A 19,377-nucleotide genomic window follows, 5' to 3' on the forward strand; every position below is an offset into this window, starting at 1 on the left:
ATATATATAATAATATATTGTATATCGTATTGGAGGATTCCGTCATGCAAGCCGTCGAACTATCACCAAAACTCTCCGTCGCACCGCAGCCTTCTATCGAAGATATCAGGGTTCTTCGTGACCTGGGATTTACGACACTCATCAACAACAGGCTGGATAAAGAAGACGATGTTCAACCGGGCACCCGCGCTGAAAGAGATGAGGCGGAGCGCTCTAACCTCTCCTATTCATTCATTCCCATCAGCGTTACGACGATAACGGAGGCGGACGTTCGTGCGTTTCAGCAGGCAGTTGATCAATCGGAAGGCCGCGTATTTGCCCATTGCAAAACCGGAACCCGATCCCTCAGCCTGTATCTGATAGGTGAGGCTCTTGACGCTCGCATGTCCGTTGATGGGGTGGTTGAATTCGGGCGCCGTCACGGCTTCGATACCAGTAGCGCTGTCACTTGGCTAAGTCAGCATGCAGCGCGAAAGCCGCGGGTAAAGGGATTTTTCGATAAACACACATCAAGCATTCAGTATGTCGTGTCCGACCCATCAACGCGGAAATGCGCAGTCATAGACCCTGTGCTCGACTTTGATGAGAAGTCCGGTGCGATTGCGACGACCAACGCCGACGCGATCGTCGACTATATCCGTGACAATGACCTCACCGTCGAGTGGATACTCGACACCCATCCTCACGCCGACCACTTTTCAGCAGCTCACTATCTGAAGGGAAAGACCGGTGCGCAAACGGCAATCGGTGAGCGCGTGGTGGATGTTCAAGAGCTATGGAAAACGACCTACCACTGGCCGGATTTCGCAACTGACGGCTCACAGTGGGATCGACTACTTGCCGATGGTGAGACCTTCAAGATCGGCTCGATTGACGCAAAGGTCGTGTTTTCGCCCGGGCATACGCTCGCTTCCATAACCTATGTCATTGGCGACGCGGCCTTCGTAAACGACACGCTCTTTATGCCAGACGGCGGAACCGCCCGTGCCGACTTTCCTGGAGGCGATGCTCGCCGTTTGTGGCAGTCTATCCAGAGCATCCTCACGTTGCCGGATTCGACGCGGATATTCACCGGCCACGACTATCAACCGGGCGGTCGGTCACCGCGCTGGGAAAGCACTGTTGCCAGTCAAAAATTATCCAATCCTCATATCGCCGGTCTTGGGGAGGAAGAATTCGTTGCGCTTCGAACGAAACGCGATAAGGAACTTCCCATGCCGAAGCTTATTCTGCATGCATTGCAGGTAAACATTCGGGGAGGGCGTCTGCCGGAACCTGAAGCCAATGGCCAGCGCTATCTAAAGTTTCCGCTGAACGCACTCAAGGGGGCCGCATGGTCATGAACTTGGATCCGAAGATAAAGACTAAACTGCCGCCTGCGGAGATGGCCCTGCGTGCTGACACGGTTTCAAGTCTGTTGAAGGTTTTATCGCACCCCGCACGGTTGATGATTGTCTGCACGCTGGTGGATGGCGAATACTCCGTTGGTGAACTGGAAGACAAAGTCGATGTTCACCAACCGCATCTGTCACAACACATGACGGTCCTACGCAGTTCCGGGATCGTTGAAACGCGAAGGGAGGGCAAGCAGATATTTTATCGTCTAACGGAGAAAAAGGCCGCACAACTGGTCGGCGCGCTCTATGATATTTTCTGCGTGGAGGACGATCAGTGAATACATTTCTTCTCTCCACAGTCGGAGGCATGCTGATTGGTACGTCCGCCGTCATGCTGTTGATCCTCAACGGACGCATTGCCGGGATCAGCGGTATCGTTGGGCGTCTGGCGCTGGGGATCGATGTGGTGACCAATCTCGCCTTTATCCTCGGGCTGCTGCTTGGACCCATCGTCTATCTGTTTTTCTTTGGCGGTTGGCCCGTCATACAGATGACCGGTGGCTGGCCGCTCGCCATCATTTCCGGGGTGCTTGTCGGGTTCGGCACGCGCATGGGGTCTGGATGCACCAGTGGTCACGGCGTACTGGGCCTGGCACGACTTTCTCCGCGATCCATAGTCGCCGTCGTTACGTTTCTGACTGCTGGCGTGGTCGCCGTCGCCGTCCTTCGAGGTCTCGGATTATGAAAAGAGCCATATCTCAATTTGCGGCGGCGCTTGGCTCCGGCTTGGTCTTTGGATTTGGATTGTCACTGTCTGGAATGCTGAACCCGGTACGCGTTCAAGGTTTCCTCGACATCTTTGGTTTATGGGACGCCAGTCTCGCATTCGTCCTTGGTGGTGCAGTCATGATCGCCTTTGTCGGAACGCAGATAATAAAACGCATGCCGCATCCGGTTCTGCGCGACACCTTCGATCTGCCAACAAACCGGCGGGTCGATGCACCGCTTATCGGCGGCTCAATTCTCTTCGGTCTCGGCTGGGGACTGGGCGGCTTTTGCCCTGGTCCGGCCATTGCATCCCTTTCGGTAGGGCTGCCTCAAACCGCTCTGTTCGTAATCGCCATGCTGGTCGGCATGACCTTACATGACAGATTATGGAGCAAACGCATGTGAGCGCTTCCGACGCCAGCTTTAAAGACAGAGGCAATCAGTGGACTCTCTACCGCCTTGCGACGTTCACCTCGATCAATAGGGGAGTAAGAGCTCTCCATTGCATCTTCCTTTGACTGATAACCCATTGGTATCATTGATGGTACGCACTTCAAGCGTGAACTCACCCCCGCTAAGTACAATGTCAAAGCTGATTAGAGATGCAACGCCGCTGGCCCGTTAGAAACGCGACACTGACCGCCGGCGTGCTCTGACGGTCAGCCCCCGAGCGGACGGGCTGGGCCGGGTTGCAAGGGTCGGGAGGCGGCGGGTGATGGAACGGCTTCTTCGGCTTTAGCTTCCTCAGTCCTCACGTCTGCATTGTGCCAATAGCGGACGTTGTGCCCTTGATGGATTCCTTTAGCCAGCGAGCTTCTGCCCGAGGTAGGTTCCCGCGAAAGCTCCGCATCCCGCCGCAATGCATAGTACCCAAAATGGAGCGTCGAAAGCACCTGCAAACGACGATGATAGACCAGCGGCGATGCCGCCTAAAACACTTGGCAGATGTTTTTTCATTTGATCTCCAAATTTGAATGCCAGTTAATTTGGAAGAGCTTAGCTCAACTTTTGCTTGGAACAACTCCTATGTCCATAGTGGGCCAAAAGCTGCCTTCATTCAGCTGCTTCCAGTCGAGCGAGAGCTTTCTGTCGTCTTGCAATCACTTCCGGATCGTTCATGAAATCCGTCCTGCGCCCACGTTTTCGGCCACGTTTCTGATAATCGTTGCTCTGGCTGCCATCTGGAATCTCGAACATGCTGTTAGTCTGTCCGGTTCTTCGCGGCCCACGCTTGCTGCGCTGTAGATCGCGGCCTTCCTGCATCTCCGCAACCAGTGACAGCATGTCATCCAGTCGCTTGTTCTCAACCACAGGCGGCCGCCTGGATAATCGCAAACGATGACTTTTTGACCTGCGAGCGACGTTGCCCGTTCCGTTGGATCTAGGGTGAATATCACCTTGTCATAGCGCAGCTTCAGAGACTGAGACAGCGTGCCGACTTCTTTGCGGCACATGGCGCCGTCGAGGTTCTCATGGGCGGCGAGGGGACGGTACATATCTTTCGGATTGCGTGGTGGCTTGCCGAAGCGGGCATTGAAATCGACAATAAATTCTGGAGCATAATTATTGGCAGCCTCTATCGTGTCGATACCGCGGAGCCGCAGCTCCTTGACCAGTCGATCCTGCAGAGTCTGATTGGCCCGTTCAACCCGGCCCTTGGCCTGTGGGGTATTGGCGCAGATGATGTCGATGTTCAGCTCATAGAGTGCGCGTCCAAACTGCGTTAGCCCACTCGTTCGATCTTTCTGCGAAGCATGTGTAGAACGAAACACGCCATGCTTGTCGCTGTAGAAAGCCAGCGGTTTACCCCATTGCTGCAAATAAGCTTTTGTCGCATGCAAATAGTCGAATGTGTTCTCAGATCCGGCAAAGCGCAGGTGCAACAGCTTTCCGGTGGCGTCATCGATGTAGACGAGCAGGGCGCATTTTGGGCCGCGGTTCTCGAACCACCGGTGATGAGATCCATCGATCTGCACGAGCTCGCCAAACCAATCGCGCCGGCCGCGTGGTTGAAAGACGCGTTTCGTGCGTTCTTTCCGTGATATCCAGATGCCTGCCTCGGTCATCCACTGGCGCAGCGGTTCCTTGCCGATCGCCAGTTGGTGCCGTTCAATCAGCTTCTCACGAGCCAAGGTCGGGCCGAAATCGGCATACCGTTCTCTGACAAGATCGAGAACGGTGTTGCGAAAATCCTTGCTGTGACGCCGGTTGCTTGGTTGCTGACGCTTCTTAGAGACCAGACCGGGCATGCCGTACGTCTCATATGCATTTAACAACCGATGCATCTGGCTGCGGCTGATGCCGAGCACGCCGGCGGCCTGGACAACACTCAGGCGCCGATCGTGAATCTTCTGGATGACTTCGAGGCGATGCAATTCTTTCTGCGACATGGTGATCAAAAAGGACATGGCAACTCCGAACCCTCCTGACCGCTGTCAGGCTGAACATCGTCGCATCCTTGCTCCCAACGTTGATATTGACCAGCGTCGTCGTGCGAGGAAGGTGTCGCATTACTAAAAGGGCGTTACATACAAAGATTGCATAATATATATTATGGAACAACCGAGCCATTTTGTTTTTATTGCGTTCGCGTTGCTTTTACGGAAATGGCTCTCTGCTGGTCCGGTAAAAGAGCCATTTGGTTGTTGCGAAATTCATTCGCCAACGAGACCGTTGCATTCAACACATGACGTTCGGATCACTGAAAACGTCCTCGATGATCCTCCAAGCGATTTCCATACCATCCGGCGCGTCTTGTTTGTCCAGCGCTGGGATTCGTTCAGACAGAAATGACAAAGCGCATAGCTTTCGTCATCGAACGGTTGATGCCTAAAGATGCCGCATCCGTCGACGATAGCTTTCGACGATGTGGAGCCAAGCATTGACCGCCCAGTCGTGTAGCGAGAAAGCCCAGGGATTGTGACCGAGCCGGAAAGCTGCTCATGCCATTGTTCCACGGCCCTAACGATGTCTGTATTAGACCTACGGAGTACCTTAGGAAGGCCTTCAAGGAACTGATCTAGCGCGCGCGCCACCTTTACCGGATCACGGGCTTTCCATACGCGGTGGAAGGCCTTGCGGGCTGCATAAGCGTGTTCCAGGTAAGGATTTACTTCAACGATATTCAACGATCGTTGGACAGGTTCCGCAAACGACCTGAAGGACAATAAGTACGGATCAGTCTTCTTGAATGCCTTAAACTGGCTTTTCGACAGGAGTTCCGAGCCAATCTCCAGCATTCGCTCGCGTATCAGGAAGGGATTCACTGCGATCATGGAATCCGGCAACGTCTCTGCCACGACATTGAAAAGACTGTCCACGGTGTCGACCACCGCAACCACGATGGCACCTTTGTCTGGCATACCTTGAAGCCACCTGCGGATGTCGGCCGCCCTACCTGACATGATATAGTGAATGACGCGACGATCGCAGACATCCCACATCACAGTTGCCGTCCGACCGCCGATCTCGCACTTAGCAACACCTAGTACTTGCGGCGTCGACTGAAGGTGCTTCAACAAGCTTTTTTCCGCCTGATCGACAAGAATTTTGCGAACCGTCTTTCGGTCAAGGCCAACTCGCACCGCCAATTCGGACACTGAGACGCTCGAGTCTGCCTCTCGTCGCAGATATTCGACGAGGCGAGAAGTCGTCCGAAAATTTTCCTCAACTCCCGGAATCGTCTGGCGATAGGATGTCAAACACTTATGACACCACATCCGATGGTAGCTCACGAGCAAAGCGACTGGAGACCCCGACCGAGGGACATCAGATATGAGGATCTGCCTTCGTCCATGCATCCGCGCCCGCCCTCCGCATGTGCAAAAGAGCCCTACCCTAGCCGTCTCGACGCGTGTCACGTACTTCTGTGTCGTTACATTGAAGTCCGGCGGCGCGAGAGCGACCAGTCCCTCTGGAGGTTCGATTGCAGCGTCAATCATGGCCATGCACCTGATACTGTATACGATCTGCAACCAAAAGATCCCAGATGACTGCTTGCCAACATAATTATTTAAGATGTTTTGTCAATGTTCACAATTACTTAGTCTTGCTTTTAAAGCTTGCGAATTCACTCACTCAGCGCAATATTGAGCCCAACCGGAGGTGACGCATGAGTGTTATTAATCTTGACGGAATGGTCGCGTGCGTTGACGTGGACGGCGGACCGCGACTGTGGGCAACCTTGTGGTCTGAACTTTGGCCTCTGAATTTGAGCGAGGACGTCATCAGGAGACGGCTTCGTAGCGCCGAGCGGCTGTATGAGGTTACAGACGAGCTATTCGGCCCCGGCTCCCTTGATCGTTTCATGACGCACTGCGATTTGGAGAAGCTAGAAGTAGCTTTAGATGCATTGTTTCATCGCTTACGCAATGAAGCACGGTCCAACGACACCAACATGAGCAAAACTTTCCACCGCTCCAAATCCTTCATCTCAGAAGCTATGGCGAGCTGGCATCCGAAGGCTAACACACGTGATTTGCAGGCTGCACTCGCTGAGATCGACGACTTTCACAAGAATACCGCGTTGGGACGAGAAGCATCGGCAGCCGCCATTCGCTCTCTTCCTCCGATTGTGATCGTGGAGCTTGGTAAAATCTTCGATCCAGGGTCCCCGCGAAATCCTTTCCGCACATTTGTCGTCAAGTTTCGCAACTACCTAATCTTCTTAATCCTTCTGAGGTGCGGACTCCGGCGAAGTGAGCTCGCTCTTGCGACCACTAACGACATCATTTCCGAATTCGACCGTCGGCTGGACCGAATGGTCTATCGCATAAATGTAGTGGAGACGGGCGTAGAAGACGAACGAGCGCAGCGCCCTTCTTTAAAAACGATCCAGTCGCGCCGTCAGATTTTCATTCCGGAATATTTATACAAGCTAATCCGGCGCTACGAAATCGAAGTACGGCCACCGACCACTACGCCGTTTCTCTTTGTGTCGCAGAAAAGACGTCCAATCTCGACGCGGCAATTGAATAATATCTTCGAGGTTGCGTCGAAAGCGCTTTCCGAGGACGCAAAAGCTGCGCTCGCGCAGCAACAACTCGACAAAGCTTCTTGCCATCATTTGCGCCATACCTGTGCGGTCGGTCGCATGAAAGCGCACCATGCCAAAGGTACGCATCACGACGAAATCATGAGAATGATGCGCGTGTACTTCGGGTGGGACAAAGACTCCGAAATGCCCCTCCACTACGCCCGCGCGTATTTTGAATCGGAGAATGCGAAAGTATGGGACGCGGCGTTGGACGCCAGCGTCGACGTTTTGCGAGCAGCCGGGCTCTGCTCATCTGAGGAAGATTGAAATGGAGACGCTTCCATCCGGTTTTCAGGAACTCCGACTTCCTAAGCTCCCCAAACGGCTATCTTACTATGACGACTTCGCCTGCAAGGAGCGGATAATTGAAGATATCGAAGGGTGCGATACCGTGAGAATTATGATCGGCGGTGATGTCCACTGCTGTAATCTGCAGGTTTTCGGTGACGCAGCCAAGACGATGAGGGTGGTTATCAGCGAATGGGTCCGAAAGGTAAAACCAACGACTGCTACGATACAGTTCGCAGGGATGACCGCATTCGTCCGTGAGTGCGGAAACGACAAGTTAAAGGAACTTATACTGCTCGATCCGCTGGAGCTCGCTCGATGCTGGAATTTTACGATCAAGCCGTTCGTGACCTACGAAATGGCCAGCGCGATACGCTCGTTCCTGCATGTCCTAGCGTCGAATGAGATAGCGCATTGGAGACCGTGCGACGCCGTCAGGATTCGTCACTCGATCCGTAGCCCAGCTAAGGACAGGTTCGCAAAGATCAGAGCCGGTGCAAGCTATCTGCGGCAGGACGAGCAGTCACGAGTAGTCAATTACCTCGATCATTTTAGCGCCGAAGTCTCTGACACGACAGCATTAGCGGAGGTCATTCAAGCCGCGCTTCTTGTACTTGGATTTCAGCATGGGCTACGACCAGGACAGTCCGCTCGACTTTTAGAGAACGAAATGGAGTTTTTCGACGACGGCACGATGCACATAACGGTTCCATATCTCAAGCAGCCGCGCGGAACCGTCCGACGTGTGAGCATTCGCTCGATCAAGAAGGAATGGGTTTCAATCTTTCGTGAGTTATCAGGTCGAAATAAGCGGAATCTCACCACAGGAGGTACGGAATCCAGGCGATACCTATTGCGTCTAACACCAAGACAGGTGACGTCCGAGACAAGTCAAGCGCTGGCCTCTCTTGCGATCGAGAGGAGCGCTACTGACTTGCGTCACACTGCGGCGCAAAGGCTCGCGGACAATGGAGCTACTGCTGCGCAGATCATGGACTTTTTGTGTCAAACGAGCGGAAAGATCGCTCAGCTCTACATCGACGCCTCTCCATCACAAGGAAAGATAATAAACGATGCTCTCGGGCTCTCGCCTTTCCACCAAGACCTCCCAGCGAAACACGCTTCTCGGTTCTTGACAAAAGAGGAACTGCTCGCACTGCAAACTGGTAAGAGGCGTGCCACATGGGTTCGCTACCGGAGTAGTTGGTGGCTGCGCCAATGGCCAGAGCTTGTGCGCGCGCAGCCCGGTTACCGCATGCTACGACTGCGACCGCTTCATCCCGAGTGCTGACATTGAAGTACATCGGGAAGTGGAGGTCGGATTAACGCGTGTCGTTCAGCAGTTTCAGAGCCATGGTAACTGGCACTCCGGCACCCCTGCCTTTAATCAGCTTGGATGGACCATCAAGAATGTGAAAGCTGTGATCAAGGCACTTTCTCTACGAGCTTCGAAATGAAGGAGTTCGCACGTTTCATTAACGATTCCAGAGAATTAGCAGAAAAGAAAAACGTCTCTTGGAATATTTCCGTCGACGCAGTGGGCAACATCGTGAAGGGCCACCGATTGGAACTTGGAAGGATGGCAGGATCGCGTCAAAACGGCCCTTCTTTTTCTCGGACGATGCCAGATGAAAAGACCTTGGATTTGATGAACATAATTAGGGCAAGACAGAGACTTGACCCGATTTTTTGCAAGGCACCGGCGGAACCGTGGATCGACCTAATGATGGCAGTCATCATCGACCAGATTTTCGTCAAGGTCAACAGGCCTGCACAAGTGCAGCGGCATTTGCTCATGATCAGGATCATAGCGGCCGAGAGCGGCCCTACGCCGCCGTGGCAACTAGAGCCCTCAACCGTCCGCCGTGCCTATAATGTCGCTCTTGGCATAGGGGCATCCGGCAAGAGTGCCTTGGATCTCTCCACCACGATTAAAGTCTATTTCGACCAACTGCGACTCGCAGAGGTCCCAGCTCTCGGGAAGTATTGCGTTGCCTACGATGATGCCGCGGGCGAAGAGCGCGTGCGATCCAGAAAGGCGTATCAAAACGACCGACATGCCAGCAATCAGATTCTGGATCGACTATCAGATCGGCGCTCTCCGGAAAAGCTGCCCGACAAGAGATCATATTTCATGATTGTCGATATCGTATTCGCAATGGAGCCGCACAACGTCTCCGACTGGATACGATTCTCTGCAATCAAGCTGATGATCGTGACGGGACTTCGCGCCGAAGAGGTCCTAGGAGCGCCGGTCAATTGCCTTTCCTGGCGTGAATACCTTGACAGTGACGGCAACCCGCCTGCCCTTGGCGGCGGCGTTTCGAGGGAGGTGTTCTTTCGATATTTTGGTCTCAAAAAGGAGTCAGAAAGTAATCGTGGAAGCGCGGCGCTCTATGAAACAAGTCAAAACGTACCATTGCTTTTTCAGAGGATATTTGAAGACACGGTCGACGATGTTCGACGCGTCACGGCACCTGCTCGGGAACGCTTGGCTGCGCAGGCAGCTTCGGGCCGGCTGCTTCCCGAATACGGTCGACACGAGATCGTCCCAGCGATGGAAATTTTCTCTCGCCTCACCGGAAACCTCAAATATGCTGACTGCGAGCTCCCACCAGAAGTCGTGGCGGCCTATCGGAAGAGCCTTGATTTCGAGCATTTAAAATCCTTGCGCGACTATCAGGAGTCGTGCGGTCGCGTCTCGCATACTGTCATATCGTTCTTCTCACGAAAAAGCTTCCAACCATACGATCATCATGGCACCCCTATCCTCGGGAAGAACAAAAACTGGTTCTCATGCTATTTTCGCGTCGGCGAAGTCGAGGACGCACTACAATGCGAGCTGGTAACAAAATCGCCGGAACTTAACTCGCTCGTGATGCAAGGAGATCGACGTTACGGCACACATGATATGCTGTTTCTTATGCCCGTCCGAAACTTGGTCGAGGGCCGAAATCGAGGCGTGCTGGATGTCGAACGCTACTATGCGTTTGGGAGAGCTGACTACGGAGACATCGATCTCGCTCTTGATGGTAGCAATCCGAACTCGATTTTTCGCCGCTACCTTGGCGAAGACGGCAGCTCCCTGTGCGTCAACACCCTCGAGTTCAGACATCTTCTCAGTGACGTTCTGTTCTGCAACCACGTCTCCGACGTTATCAACGCCAAGTTTTTTGGACGTCACACGTTGAAACGAACGGCTCAGTATGATCACACGACTTTGTCAAAGGTTCTCGAGGAGATGGACATAGGCGTCGAGGAAGACGAGCTTCTCGATGATACGCAGCGCGAGATGATCGCCGAGATCCTTCGCGACAGCATCGGCGGCCTGAAGGTGGAGCAATTTCGCAAAATCCAGCGCGAAAAAGGCGATAAAGCGGCTGTTCGGTATCTGGCCGGCGCTGTGGCTGGGTTCACTATCACCCCACTTGGAGCGTGCACCTCGAATTTCGTAGCGGCGCCGTGTCCACGTCATCTAGAATGCTTTCGCCGTTGCGAGCATCTGACACGGACCTCCGACCCCGCCGAGGCTCAACGACTTGACGACCTCTTGGAAGGGTTCGAGATTCAGCGAGACGCTATCCTCGAAATCCCCGAGGCACGACGCACTCTCGGTTGGCAAAGCCAGCTATCCCATGTGAATGTGCAGATCGAAGGCACGCAAGCTGCGATTGCCGCCGCGCCAGGTAGCAAGGTCTTTGCGAATGGGGACGATCTCTTCTTACCGGTAGAAGATGAGGAAGACATTCTTCCCAGAAAGCCTCCGCGTGGCTGACAAGGACGCCCTACTCGCCGAGATCCTTCAAAAGATGCTTGCGGATGATAGGAAAATTACACTCGGGGCCGTTGTTCGGCATTCAGGCGGCGCGTTCAAGCACGCTAGTGATTTATGCCGCGTTAGAAGCAGAGATCTTCTCGTGAAGGCCGCGATTGTACAGCAGGATCAGCTCCGATCAAAATTAGAGGGCATCGATGTTCTCGATGTTGAAACCTTATCGATTGAGCTGGCGAGGAGTAGGGCTAACGAAGAGCGTCTTAAACACCAGAAATGGGTTCTATCGTCTGCTTTGTGGAAGCTAACCAGCATCATGACAGAAGCGGGTAGGATCAAGATGCAGGAGTATATGCGCCGGCATGCTGAAGTCTTCGATGATTTGGAAAAGGAAGCCTCGATACTTCAGTCGAGAGGAAAACAGGCTGACTGACCGCACAGGCAAGAACGGCACCATGATCGCCCAGGAGCATGTGGACTCGTTGGTCGAGTACTTGGAGGCCATGACTGGGCGTCCCCTGCCCCGTCGTGGAACGGAACTTAATAAGACGCTCGTCGCACGAGCATGCGGTTTCGACAGGCAGGTTTTTAGAACCAACCCGCGGTGCGCAAACCTGCTCGCTAGGGCGGACGAGGACGATCGCGTTGCCAATCTCGATCTTTTGGCTCAGGGCGAGCTCAAGCGCGAACAAAGAAGCTCGAGCGACGCTCAGTTGCACGCCATAGAGGAAAAACTATTGCGAACCACTGCGGAGAACCGTTCTTTAAGACAACGACTTGAGCGGCTTTTAAGGCTTGAGGCTCTCCTCATCGAAACAGGTCGACTGCCTTGACCAGCAAAACAGCATCCGAGACTCCCCGAGAGCACACGATGGAGGTTGTTGTAACATCCATTCATCCTTCTGCTGCCGGGGATATCATCCTCATTGGTCGCGACAAGTTCGAAAATCTCGTTCGCGCTTTGGTTCCGGGCCGGCTGTTTGCGGATTCTCCACGCGAAGGCGAGACTTGGCGGATATCCGGAAGCCGGCGAGTCCACCCTGTTTACGGTGACCAGACCTATGCTACCGTTGCGTTACCTTTACTACCAAGTGGCAAGTCAATTGTGAGGTTTCTTGCCGTCAATCCTCGCTTTGTGGGAGTCGGCTGGGCCACGGCCGAGCTTTTGTGGACGAGGTTTGGTATCGCCCTCTACGACACCATCCAGAGCGCCGACGTTGCAACGCTCGCAAGCGTCTGCGGCATAGAGCGTGCAGCGACGATCGTCGCGGAGTTCGCTGGTTTTGCGGAAAATCTGGAAGTCTTCAAAGAACTCGACAAGTACGGGACCTCCCCGCAGACCGCCGGCGCTGCGGCGAGGCTGTGGGGGCGAGCCGCCATCGCCAAGATCAAGTCGAACCCCTACTCGCTCACCCTTCTCGAACCCTGGTCGTCGGTGGATGACCAAGCCCTAAGAATGGGAGTTTTAAAAAACGACGCCCGGCGTCTCGTTGCGGGAGCCGAGCAGGCTTTAACCACGGCTCTCAAGAAGGGACACATGTTGCTCTCTCGGAAAGAGGCCCTTCGAGCCACCCAGGCAGTTATTGGATCGGGAGCCGATCCTCGTCGAGCACTCCATGTTGCGATCGAGTCTGGATTAATCGTCAACGTTGCTGAAGACTCCTTACAATTGCGCGGCTGCGAGTTCATGGAGCGGGAGATCGAGAGGCAGATCGGCCTTCGACTCAAGTTAGCCCGAAAGGTTGAAAGCGACAGTATCTTAACAACGCTTCGAAACCTCGCTGCACTCCAGCGCTTTGAACTTACCGATAAACAACGCGATGCCGTGTTCATGGTCGCGTCCGGCTCGGCAAGTATTCTTACAGGCGGCGCGGGAACGGGAAAGACCGCGGCACTGCGCGCGATCGTCGAATGCGAAGAACCGATACACGACGAGACATCCGACGCACGCATTCGTCTCGTCGCCCTCTCCGGACGGGCGGCCCGTCGTATGGCGCTGGCAACAAGAAAGGAAGCATGGACGCTGGCTCGGCTGCTCACGGCGTTCGACACTGGTGTGAGGATGGAAGAGGGGCTGATTGTGTTCGACGAGGCGAGCATGCTCGATACACCCAATGTCTACCGCGTCCTTTCCAAGCTGGGAGAGGACGTACGAGTTCTTTTCGTCGGGGACCCCGGACAACTCCCTCCGATCGGGCCGGGATTGCCGTTTCAGAAGCTCGTCACGTCCCCGCACGTTCCACAGGTAAAACTTGATCTCGTCCATCGCCAGGCAGAGAACACCGGGATTCCGTTCGTTGCCTCTGCCATCCGGCATGGATCCTTACCGACGTTTCAGACCTTCGACTTTGCTTTTGCACACAGGCCAGGGGTCTTTCTCGTACCTTGCCGAACCGGGGATGTGCCCACTGCCGTCCGCAAAGTCTTCCGAGCGATGGTAGGACCTCCGCCACGAGCTGGCTTCGCCGACGCTCTGTGGAAACGTGACGTTCAGATCGTGACGCAGATCAATTCCGGACCGGCGGGAGCCAGAGATCTCAGTAGGGATATCGAAAGCGAATTCATGGTTAAACAAGTACCGGTTGAGGACTGGGGATTTCACGAGGGTTCCCGCCTCATTTGGCTTAAGAACGACTATAGGAAGGCACCCGTCGTCGATGCCAAGGGAAAGGCGGTCATCGATCCAACGACCGGAGAGCCTCGTTTTAACGGTTTTTTCAACGGATCACTTGGCATCCCTCGACTCGTTGACGGGCGCTGTCTTCTTTCCTTGGACGACGGAAGCTCTGACTTCATCACCCGGTCGGATGTTGAAAAACTCGCTCTCGGGTGGGCGATCACGATTCATAAGGCGCAGGGTTCGTCATTTGACACTGTAATCGTGCCCATCACTCCCTCCCCTTTGCTCGACCGAACAATGCTCTACACTGCCGTCACCCGCGCTGAGAATACGGCGGTGCTTGTTGGCGATCCTGACTTAATCCGAGAAACGATCGAGTCTGTGGCTAGAACTACATTCAGGGGCTGCGGTCTGGTGTTCCACATCGAACCAGAGGCCCCTTATCTTACTTAGCGAGCGGACCCTTCCGGCTGCATGGAGCTTGAAAACGTGTCCACAAACCCATGTTCCTTGTTCGATCCTCCAGAGGATCGAACATCGCGCACAGCGCGATCCTAAGATGTTCCCCGTCCCGATACCTACATAAGGACATGAATACGGAGCCGGTCACCGAAGGCCGAAACGAAGAGAAGGACGGCAACGCCGTTGACAGGCTTCGTCTTCATGTCACTCTCGACGCTCTAGTGAAATCGATAGTTTGGAGTCGTTTGCGCGATGCCGTTGGACCGCCGTCTCTGTCTCACAGCATGGCGCACTAATGTAAGGCCTGACCGGAACAAGTCCGCGGCTCTCCGTCGAATGGTAGGGGGATACTCCTCAGCTTCTTCGATTTGATATGTTTCCCGCACAACGGGAGCATCGTAAGCGGTGTGCCGCTGGCACATTGAATTCGCACCCCTAACAAACATGCAATTGCGGCGCGGGCATTTCACAGGATCATGCTTGATCACTTGATGGCGCATATCTGGCTCATGCGGGTCGAATTTTGTAGAAATCAGCACAGATAGTCGCTAAATATTGCCCACAGCGCGTGCTGCGGTGCTGCGGGTTCCCCCGAAATCCACGGAGACTACGATCAACCTCTCACAAGGAGCGCGAACCCATGTCTTCAACGATGTCCAAGGGCCGCATTCAATCCACTCTCCGCCACTTTCTCGATAACGAGGCATCAGGCGGTGTCATCCTGATGTTCGTTGCCGCACTGGCAATCGCGACAGCGAATTCGCCCTTGGCGGACGCGTATTTCAATATCCTTCATGTCTATATCGGGCCGCTCAGCATCCAGCACTGGATCAATGACGCACTGATGGCTGTCTTCTTCTTGCTGGTAGGACTGGAAATAAAGCGAGAGATGCTGGACGGCCAGCTATCGACCTGGAGCAGACGTATCCTCCCAGGAGCCGCCGCCGCCGGAGGGATGGTGTTTCCGGCGCTGTTCTACATTTACTTTAACTGGAACGATGCGTCCGCGCTCAGGGGATGGGCCATTCCGACGGCGACCGATATCGCTTTTGCGCTCGGCGTGCTGTCGCTGTTCGGGAAACGTGTCCCGGCATCGCTGAAAATCTTTCTAGCCGCGTTGGCAATCATCGATGATCTCGGGGCAGTCATCGTAATTGCACTGTTCTATACCGCCGACCTCAACCTGCTGGCACTTTCCGGCGCGGCTATTGTCGTCGGCAACCTAATCATTTTTAACCGGATGGGCGTGAAAGCATTGTGGCCCTACCTGATGCTGGGTGCAGTGCTCTGGGTTCTGGTGTTCTCATCCGGTGTCCATGCTACGCTGGCGGGTGTTGTATTGGCGCTGACGATTCCGCTGAAACTCACGCCGGGCACTCCGGAAGCCACTCATGCACAATCTCCTTTGCATAAGCTGGAGCACCATCTTCACAAGCCCGTGGCGTTTGCCATCGTCCCGATCTTCGGGTTTGCCAATGCTGGTGTCTCGTTTGCCGGGGTTTCCATGTCAATTGTCACCGAGCCGCTGACCATGGGTGTCGCCGCCGGGCTGCTGCTCGGAAAACTGGTCGGCGTTCTTGGCACGGTTGCAATTCTCGTGAACCTCAAACTTGCCGAGCTTCCTGCACAAGCGAGCTGGGGACAGATGGCCGGGGTAGCACTCTTGTGCGGTATCGGCTTCACCATGTCTCTGTTTATCGGACTGCTGGCATTCAACGATCCTGATGTACAGGATCACGTGAAAATCGGTATTCTGCTGGGTTCACTAACATCGGGCTTGATCGGTGCGGTTTTGCTCACCGCATTTGGCCGTCGATCCGAGACTTAAATCGGGCGCTCCACGGTAGCAGGTCATCGATCTGACTCTGCTTGTGGCCGTTGGCGATGGCGGTCAGGGTGGCGCTCATGTAGGCGAACGGATCGACAGCATTGAGCTTGCAGGTTTCGATGAGTGAGGCGATTGTCGCCCAGTTCTCCGCTCCCGCATCGTGTCCCGCGAAGAGAGCGTTCTTCCGGTTCAACGCAATCGGCCTGATGGTCCGCTCAACCGTATTGTTGTCGATCTCGATGCGGCCGTCTGTCAGGAAGAGCTTCAAACCATCCCAGTATTTGTTGATGTAGGCCAAGGCCTCGCCAAGCGGGGACTTGGTCGCGACACGGCTACGGTGATGGGCAAGCCAGGCCTGCATGTCGGCGACGACCGGCGCTGAGCGTTCCTGTCGTCCAGCAAGACGAGCCTTTGAATCACGGCCTCGTAGCTCGGCTTCAATGCGATACAGCTCCCCGATCCGTTTGACGCCGTCCTCGGCAATGGGTGCTGATCCGTTGCGCGTGATCTCCACCAGCTTGCGCCGTGCGTGGGCCCAGCAATAGGCAAGCCGAATGTTTGGGCCAATGCGCTCTGGTGCGATCAGTCTGTTGTATCCGGCATAGCCATCCACCTGCAGGATGCCGGAGAAGCCTTGCAATATCCGCTCGGCATGAAGGCCCCCTCGACCAAGAGCGTAGGTGAAGGCCACGCCCGGTGGAGCGCCGCCGCCCCATGGGCGATCATCCCGCGCCAGCGCCCAGAAGTATCCGGTCTTGGTCTTGCGCGAGCCGGGATCGAGAACCGGGGCGCGGGTCTCGTCCATGAACAGCTTGGTAGAGCGCTTCAGGTCGGCGATCAGAGCATCAAAGACTGGACGGAGTTCGAATGCCGCCCGCCCGACCCAATCGGCGAGCGTCGAACGGTCGAGATCGATACCCTGGCGGCTCATGATCTGTGCCTGCCGATAAAGCGGCAGATGTAGGCCATCACCAGACCGCTGCCATCCCAGTAGATCAGCTTCAATCGGTCCGCCTTGCGTGATCGGAATACGAAGACCGTCCCCGTGAATGGGTCCTTGTGCAGTTCATTCTTGACCAGCGCCGCCAATCCATCGTGACCCTTGCGGAAATCGACAGGCTTGGTCGCCACCATGATCCGAACCCGGTTCGAGGGAAAGATCATGCAGGAACCGCACAGGCACGTGCAACAGCGGCGATCCGGGAGGCGGACGCGCCTTCTTCCAAGCGGATCGTGATAGCGCCGATGACGATCTCGGGACGGCTGGCCTTCTTGAGGGGCGGCTCCACAACGGGCGGATCGACGATCACCGCTGCAAACTCCATCGCATCCTCGGGTGGAGGCAAAACCAGCTTGCCCTGCCGTGCCATCGTCCGCCAAGTGGAAAGGTGGTTCGGCTTCAGGCCATGTCGCTCTGCCACTTTATTCACCAACGCTCCGGGCCGAAGGCTCTCTGAAACAATCTGCGCCTTGACGTCGTCTGGCCAATGCCGCTGCTGTTCACGCCCAGACTTTCTGGTCGTGAGAAACTCCAACGTACTCTCCATGGAGAAACTCCCTTTGCTCATCCATGGAAAGCGGATCACAGATTAGGACGGACAGAACAACGTGGGAGCGGGACACCGGTTACGGAGCATCCCGATGCAGACTATGCATCCGTCGCCTTTACGCGTCACAGAACGCGTGGCGTCCAAAAGTCCTGCGGAAAATTAGAGGAATCTAAAGGATTTAAATATCCTTGCGTGGAAGTAACTGCTAGAGCGATTCCGTGAAAATGGGATGGAGTCGCATGGCTGGTCTCGCGGTAAAAATCCAGGAACTCGATGACAAACTCCTTGAAGAGTTCATAGACATATGGCTCACCCGGAAGGCGACGAAGTATCTTCGTGTCGAAACGCTTGGGAAGGCGAATGACAAGGGTCGCGATGTTGTCGGGTTCTGCTCTGATGATCTGCACGAGGCTGACTGGGATCTGTATCAATGCAAGCGGAAAACGCATGGAGCCAAGCTTGGGATGCCAGAATTCCTCGCTGAACTTGGAAAGGTTTTCCACCATCACACGACAGGCACCTACAAGACGATGCCGCGGGAATTTTTATTTGTGGCACCGCGGGGAGTTGTCGGGCCGGTGCAAGACCTCCTTTTGAATCCTTCGACAATCGCTCCCGCGTTAGTCGCGGGATGGGATCAGTACTGCCGGAAATCGATTACGGCAAAGGTAGACATTCCACTCAGCACGGCCGTTTCCGCGGCTATCGCAAGTTTCGACTTCAAGCAGGTAGACTACTATTCCGCGGCAAGGCTCGCCAAAGACCCGGATGCGAACCCGGCGATGAGCAAGCTGTTCAATCTCCTTCCCGGCGACGCGCCGGAGGGTACGATGCCGGACGAGATTGCAGTCAGCGAGTTGACCTATCTGGCACAGTTGACGCAGGTTTACAGTGAATTCGCAGGCAAACCCTTCTTTTCTACTGATGACGTCCTCTCCCATCCCGAACATGGAAGACACCTCAGGCGACAGAGAACCAGATTTTTCGAGGCCGCCGCCTTTGAAAGATTTCACAGAGACAATACTGCGCCAGGTGCGGTGGAAACGTTCAAGAAAGATATCTACGATAGCGTCATAGATGCATACGAGCGATCGCACTCTACAAAGCTCGATCGCGTCGATGCCGTTCTTAACCACGCACTGTTGGTTCCCACAGATCTGCGTGGAAAGATTGCGCGAGGTCCTGTTCGCCAAGGGATGTGTCACCATCTCGCCAGCGACGGAAAACTGAAGTGGGACTAATGTCGGAAGAATTCGGGGAACTGTTCAACTCGCAGCTCGAGGCAGGCATACGCGCCGTCGTCGTGCTCGAGAACCTGCGTCCAGTGGCCGCCGACCTTTCCGAGATGGTTCTCTTCGATCACATCGTCGTCCATTCCGCGGATATTGGCGGCCCCAAATCTCTTCATGCCGACGTGCCTGGCCGGAAAGGGGAACTCCTTGTTCGAAGAAGGCTAGTAGAGGCTGGGCTCGACCTCATGCGCCGGTGTCATCTTGTCGAAAAGGCAACTGACGACAACGGCTTCGTCTGGAGGGCTTCGGACGACGCGGCATCGTATGTCGAGCTTCTCGAAACCAAATACTCCGAGCATCTCAAGACGTGCGCTGTCCGGCTCGCGACGGAAGTCAGACGTCGCTCGAAAGAAGGGTTCAAGGAATACGCGCGGGAGAGACTTGGCGACTGGGGTGAGTCCTTCGGCACCAAGGGCGGGGCTTGA

General features: G+C 54.9%; 14 protein-coding genes and 3 pseudogenes. 12 read left to right on the top strand and 5 right to left on the bottom strand.

The window, feature by feature from the left end; all coding sequences use genetic code 11:
• The first annotated feature begins 44 nt into the window (after positions 1–44).
• From blh to GGQ73_RS14225, 4 genes are read left to right on the top strand one after another with little or no spacing between them, the layout of a single operon-like run.
• Positions 45–1,343 carry a bifunctional sulfur transferase/dioxygenase Blh gene (blh, locus tag GGQ73_RS14210; protein WP_183896861.1) on the top strand — a complete coding sequence of 433 codons (1,299 nt, stop codon included), beginning with the start codon at positions 45–47 and terminating at the stop codon, positions 1,341–1,343.
• On the top strand, positions 1,334–1,675 hold the full coding sequence (bigR, locus tag GGQ73_RS14215; protein ID WP_183896862.1) for a sulfite-sensing transcriptional repressor BigR: 342 nt from the start codon (positions 1,334–1,336) through the stop codon (positions 1,673–1,675). The genes blh and bigR overlap by 10 nt, the downstream gene beginning before the upstream one ends.
• Positions 1,672–2,082: a YeeE/YedE family protein gene (locus GGQ73_RS14220; protein ID WP_183896863.1), complete on the top strand. Its 411-nt coding sequence runs from the start codon at positions 1,672–1,674 to the stop codon at positions 2,080–2,082. Before bigR ends, GGQ73_RS14220 begins: the two co-directional genes overlap by 4 nt.
• Positions 2,079–2,510, top strand: coding sequence for a DUF6691 family protein (locus tag GGQ73_RS14225; RefSeq protein ID WP_183896864.1), 432 nt, complete (start codon positions 2,079–2,081; stop codon positions 2,508–2,510). The genes GGQ73_RS14220 and GGQ73_RS14225 overlap by 4 nt, the downstream gene beginning before the upstream one ends.
• Before the next feature lie 648 nt (positions 2,511–3,158).
• Here GGQ73_RS14225 and GGQ73_RS14230 read toward each other — a convergent pair.
• Both GGQ73_RS14230 and GGQ73_RS14235 read right to left on the bottom strand, forming a co-directional pair.
• Positions 3,159–4,513, bottom strand: a pseudogene (locus tag GGQ73_RS14230) (ISNCY family transposase).
• 246 nt (positions 4,514–4,759) lie between these two features.
• Entirely contained in the window at positions 4,760–5,704 is a 945-nt protein-coding gene (locus GGQ73_RS14235) for a transposase (RefSeq protein WP_183896865.1), read from the bottom strand.
• Positions 5,705–6,216: 512 nt separating this feature from the next.
• Between GGQ73_RS14235 and GGQ73_RS14240 the strand changes: the two genes are divergently transcribed.
• The 6 genes from GGQ73_RS14240 to nhaA all read left to right on the top strand — a co-directional run bounded on the left by GGQ73_RS14240 (position 6,217) and on the right by nhaA (position 16,110).
• The gene (locus GGQ73_RS14240) at positions 6,217–7,407 is read left to right on the top strand and encodes a site-specific integrase (RefSeq protein ID WP_183896866.1); all 1,191 of its coding nucleotides are present in this window, start codon (positions 6,217–6,219) and stop codon (positions 7,405–7,407) included.
• A gap of 1 nt (position 7,408) precedes the next feature.
• Positions 7,409–8,719: a site-specific integrase gene (locus GGQ73_RS14245; RefSeq protein WP_183896867.1), complete on the top strand. Its 1,311-nt coding sequence runs from the start codon at positions 7,409–7,411 to the stop codon at positions 8,717–8,719.
• Between the two features lie 162 nt (positions 8,720–8,881).
• Positions 8,882–11,203: a hypothetical protein gene (locus GGQ73_RS14250; protein ID WP_183896868.1), complete on the top strand. Its 2,322-nt coding sequence runs from the start codon at positions 8,882–8,884 to the stop codon at positions 11,201–11,203.
• Entirely contained in the window at positions 11,196–11,633 is a 438-nt protein-coding gene (locus tag GGQ73_RS14255; protein WP_183896869.1) for a hypothetical protein, read from the top strand. Before GGQ73_RS14250 ends, GGQ73_RS14255 begins: the two co-directional genes overlap by 8 nt.
• A gap of 396 nt (positions 11,634–12,029) precedes the next feature.
• Positions 12,030–14,273: an AAA family ATPase gene (locus tag GGQ73_RS14260; protein ID WP_183896870.1), complete on the top strand. Its 2,244-nt coding sequence runs from the start codon at positions 12,030–12,032 to the stop codon at positions 14,271–14,273.
• A 649-nt stretch (positions 14,274–14,922) separates the two neighbouring features.
• A complete protein-coding gene (gene nhaA, locus GGQ73_RS14265; protein WP_183896871.1) occupies positions 14,923–16,110 on the top strand; it encodes a Na+/H+ antiporter NhaA in 1,188 nt (395 codons plus the stop codon).
• Here the strand turns inward: nhaA and tnpC are convergent.
• From tnpC to tnpA, 3 genes and pseudogenes are all read right to left on the bottom strand, one after another.
• Positions 16,079–17,134: pseudogene (gene tnpC, locus GGQ73_RS14270) on the bottom strand (IS66 family transposase); the annotation flags it as partial. The gene nhaA and the pseudogene tnpC overlap by 32 nt on opposite strands.
• Positions 17,077–17,274 (bottom strand): annotated as a pseudogene (gene tnpB, locus GGQ73_RS14275) (IS66 family insertion sequence element accessory protein TnpB); the annotation flags it as partial. The pseudogenes tnpC and tnpB, both read right to left, overlap by 58 nt.
• The gene (gene tnpA / locus GGQ73_RS14280; protein WP_183896873.1) at positions 17,271–17,657 is read right to left on the bottom strand and encodes an IS66-like element accessory protein TnpA; all 387 of its coding nucleotides are present in this window, start codon (positions 17,655–17,657) and stop codon (positions 17,271–17,273) included. The pseudogene tnpB and the gene tnpA, both read right to left, overlap by 4 nt.
• 242 nt (positions 17,658–17,899) lie before the next feature.
• On the opposite strand from tnpA, the gene GGQ73_RS14285 reads away from it, so the two are divergent.
• Positions 17,900–18,901: an ABC-three component system protein gene (locus GGQ73_RS14285; RefSeq protein WP_183896874.1), complete on the top strand. Its 1,002-nt coding sequence runs from the start codon at positions 17,900–17,902 to the stop codon at positions 18,899–18,901.
• On the top strand, positions 18,901–19,377 hold the full coding sequence (locus tag GGQ73_RS14290) for an ABC-three component system middle component 2 (protein WP_183896875.1): 477 nt from the start codon (positions 18,901–18,903) through the stop codon (positions 19,375–19,377). The genes GGQ73_RS14285 and GGQ73_RS14290 overlap by 1 nt, the downstream gene beginning before the upstream one ends.

Origin of the sequence: Rhizobium skierniewicense (assembly GCF_014196515.1) — a bacterium.
In the GTDB taxonomy this organism is placed as follows: domain Bacteria; phylum Pseudomonadota; class Alphaproteobacteria; order Rhizobiales; family Rhizobiaceae; genus Agrobacterium; species Agrobacterium skierniewicense.

Excerpts from the sequence above, each read along its gene's own strand:
- nhaA (WP_183896871.1), top strand. The coding sequence starts at position 14,923 with ATGTCTTCAACGATGTCCAAGGGCCGCATTCAATCCACTCTCCGCCAC.
- GGQ73_RS14240 (WP_183896866.1), top strand. The coding sequence starts at position 6,217 with ATGAGTGTTATTAATCTTGACGGAATGGTCGCGTGCGTTGACGTGGAC.
- tnpA (WP_183896873.1), bottom strand. The coding sequence starts at position 17,657 with ATGGAGAGTACGTTGGAGTTTCTCACGACCAGAAAGTCTGGGCGTGAA.
- GGQ73_RS14285 (WP_183896874.1), top strand. The coding sequence starts at position 17,900 with ATGGCTGGTCTCGCGGTAAAAATCCAGGAACTCGATGACAAACTCCTT.
- GGQ73_RS14245 (WP_183896867.1), top strand. The coding sequence starts at position 7,409 with ATGGAGACGCTTCCATCCGGTTTTCAGGAACTCCGACTTCCTAAGCTC.
- GGQ73_RS14225 (WP_183896864.1), top strand. The coding sequence starts at position 2,079 with ATGAAAAGAGCCATATCTCAATTTGCGGCGGCGCTTGGCTCCGGCTTG.
- GGQ73_RS14290 (WP_183896875.1), top strand. The coding sequence starts at position 18,901 with ATGTCGGAAGAATTCGGGGAACTGTTCAACTCGCAGCTCGAGGCAGGC.
- bigR (WP_183896862.1), top strand. The coding sequence starts at position 1,334 with ATGGTCATGAACTTGGATCCGAAGATAAAGACTAAACTGCCGCCTGCG.
- GGQ73_RS14250 (WP_183896868.1), top strand. The coding sequence starts at position 8,882 with ATGAAGGAGTTCGCACGTTTCATTAACGATTCCAGAGAATTAGCAGAA.
- blh (WP_183896861.1), top strand. The coding sequence starts at position 45 with ATGCAAGCCGTCGAACTATCACCAAAACTCTCCGTCGCACCGCAGCCT.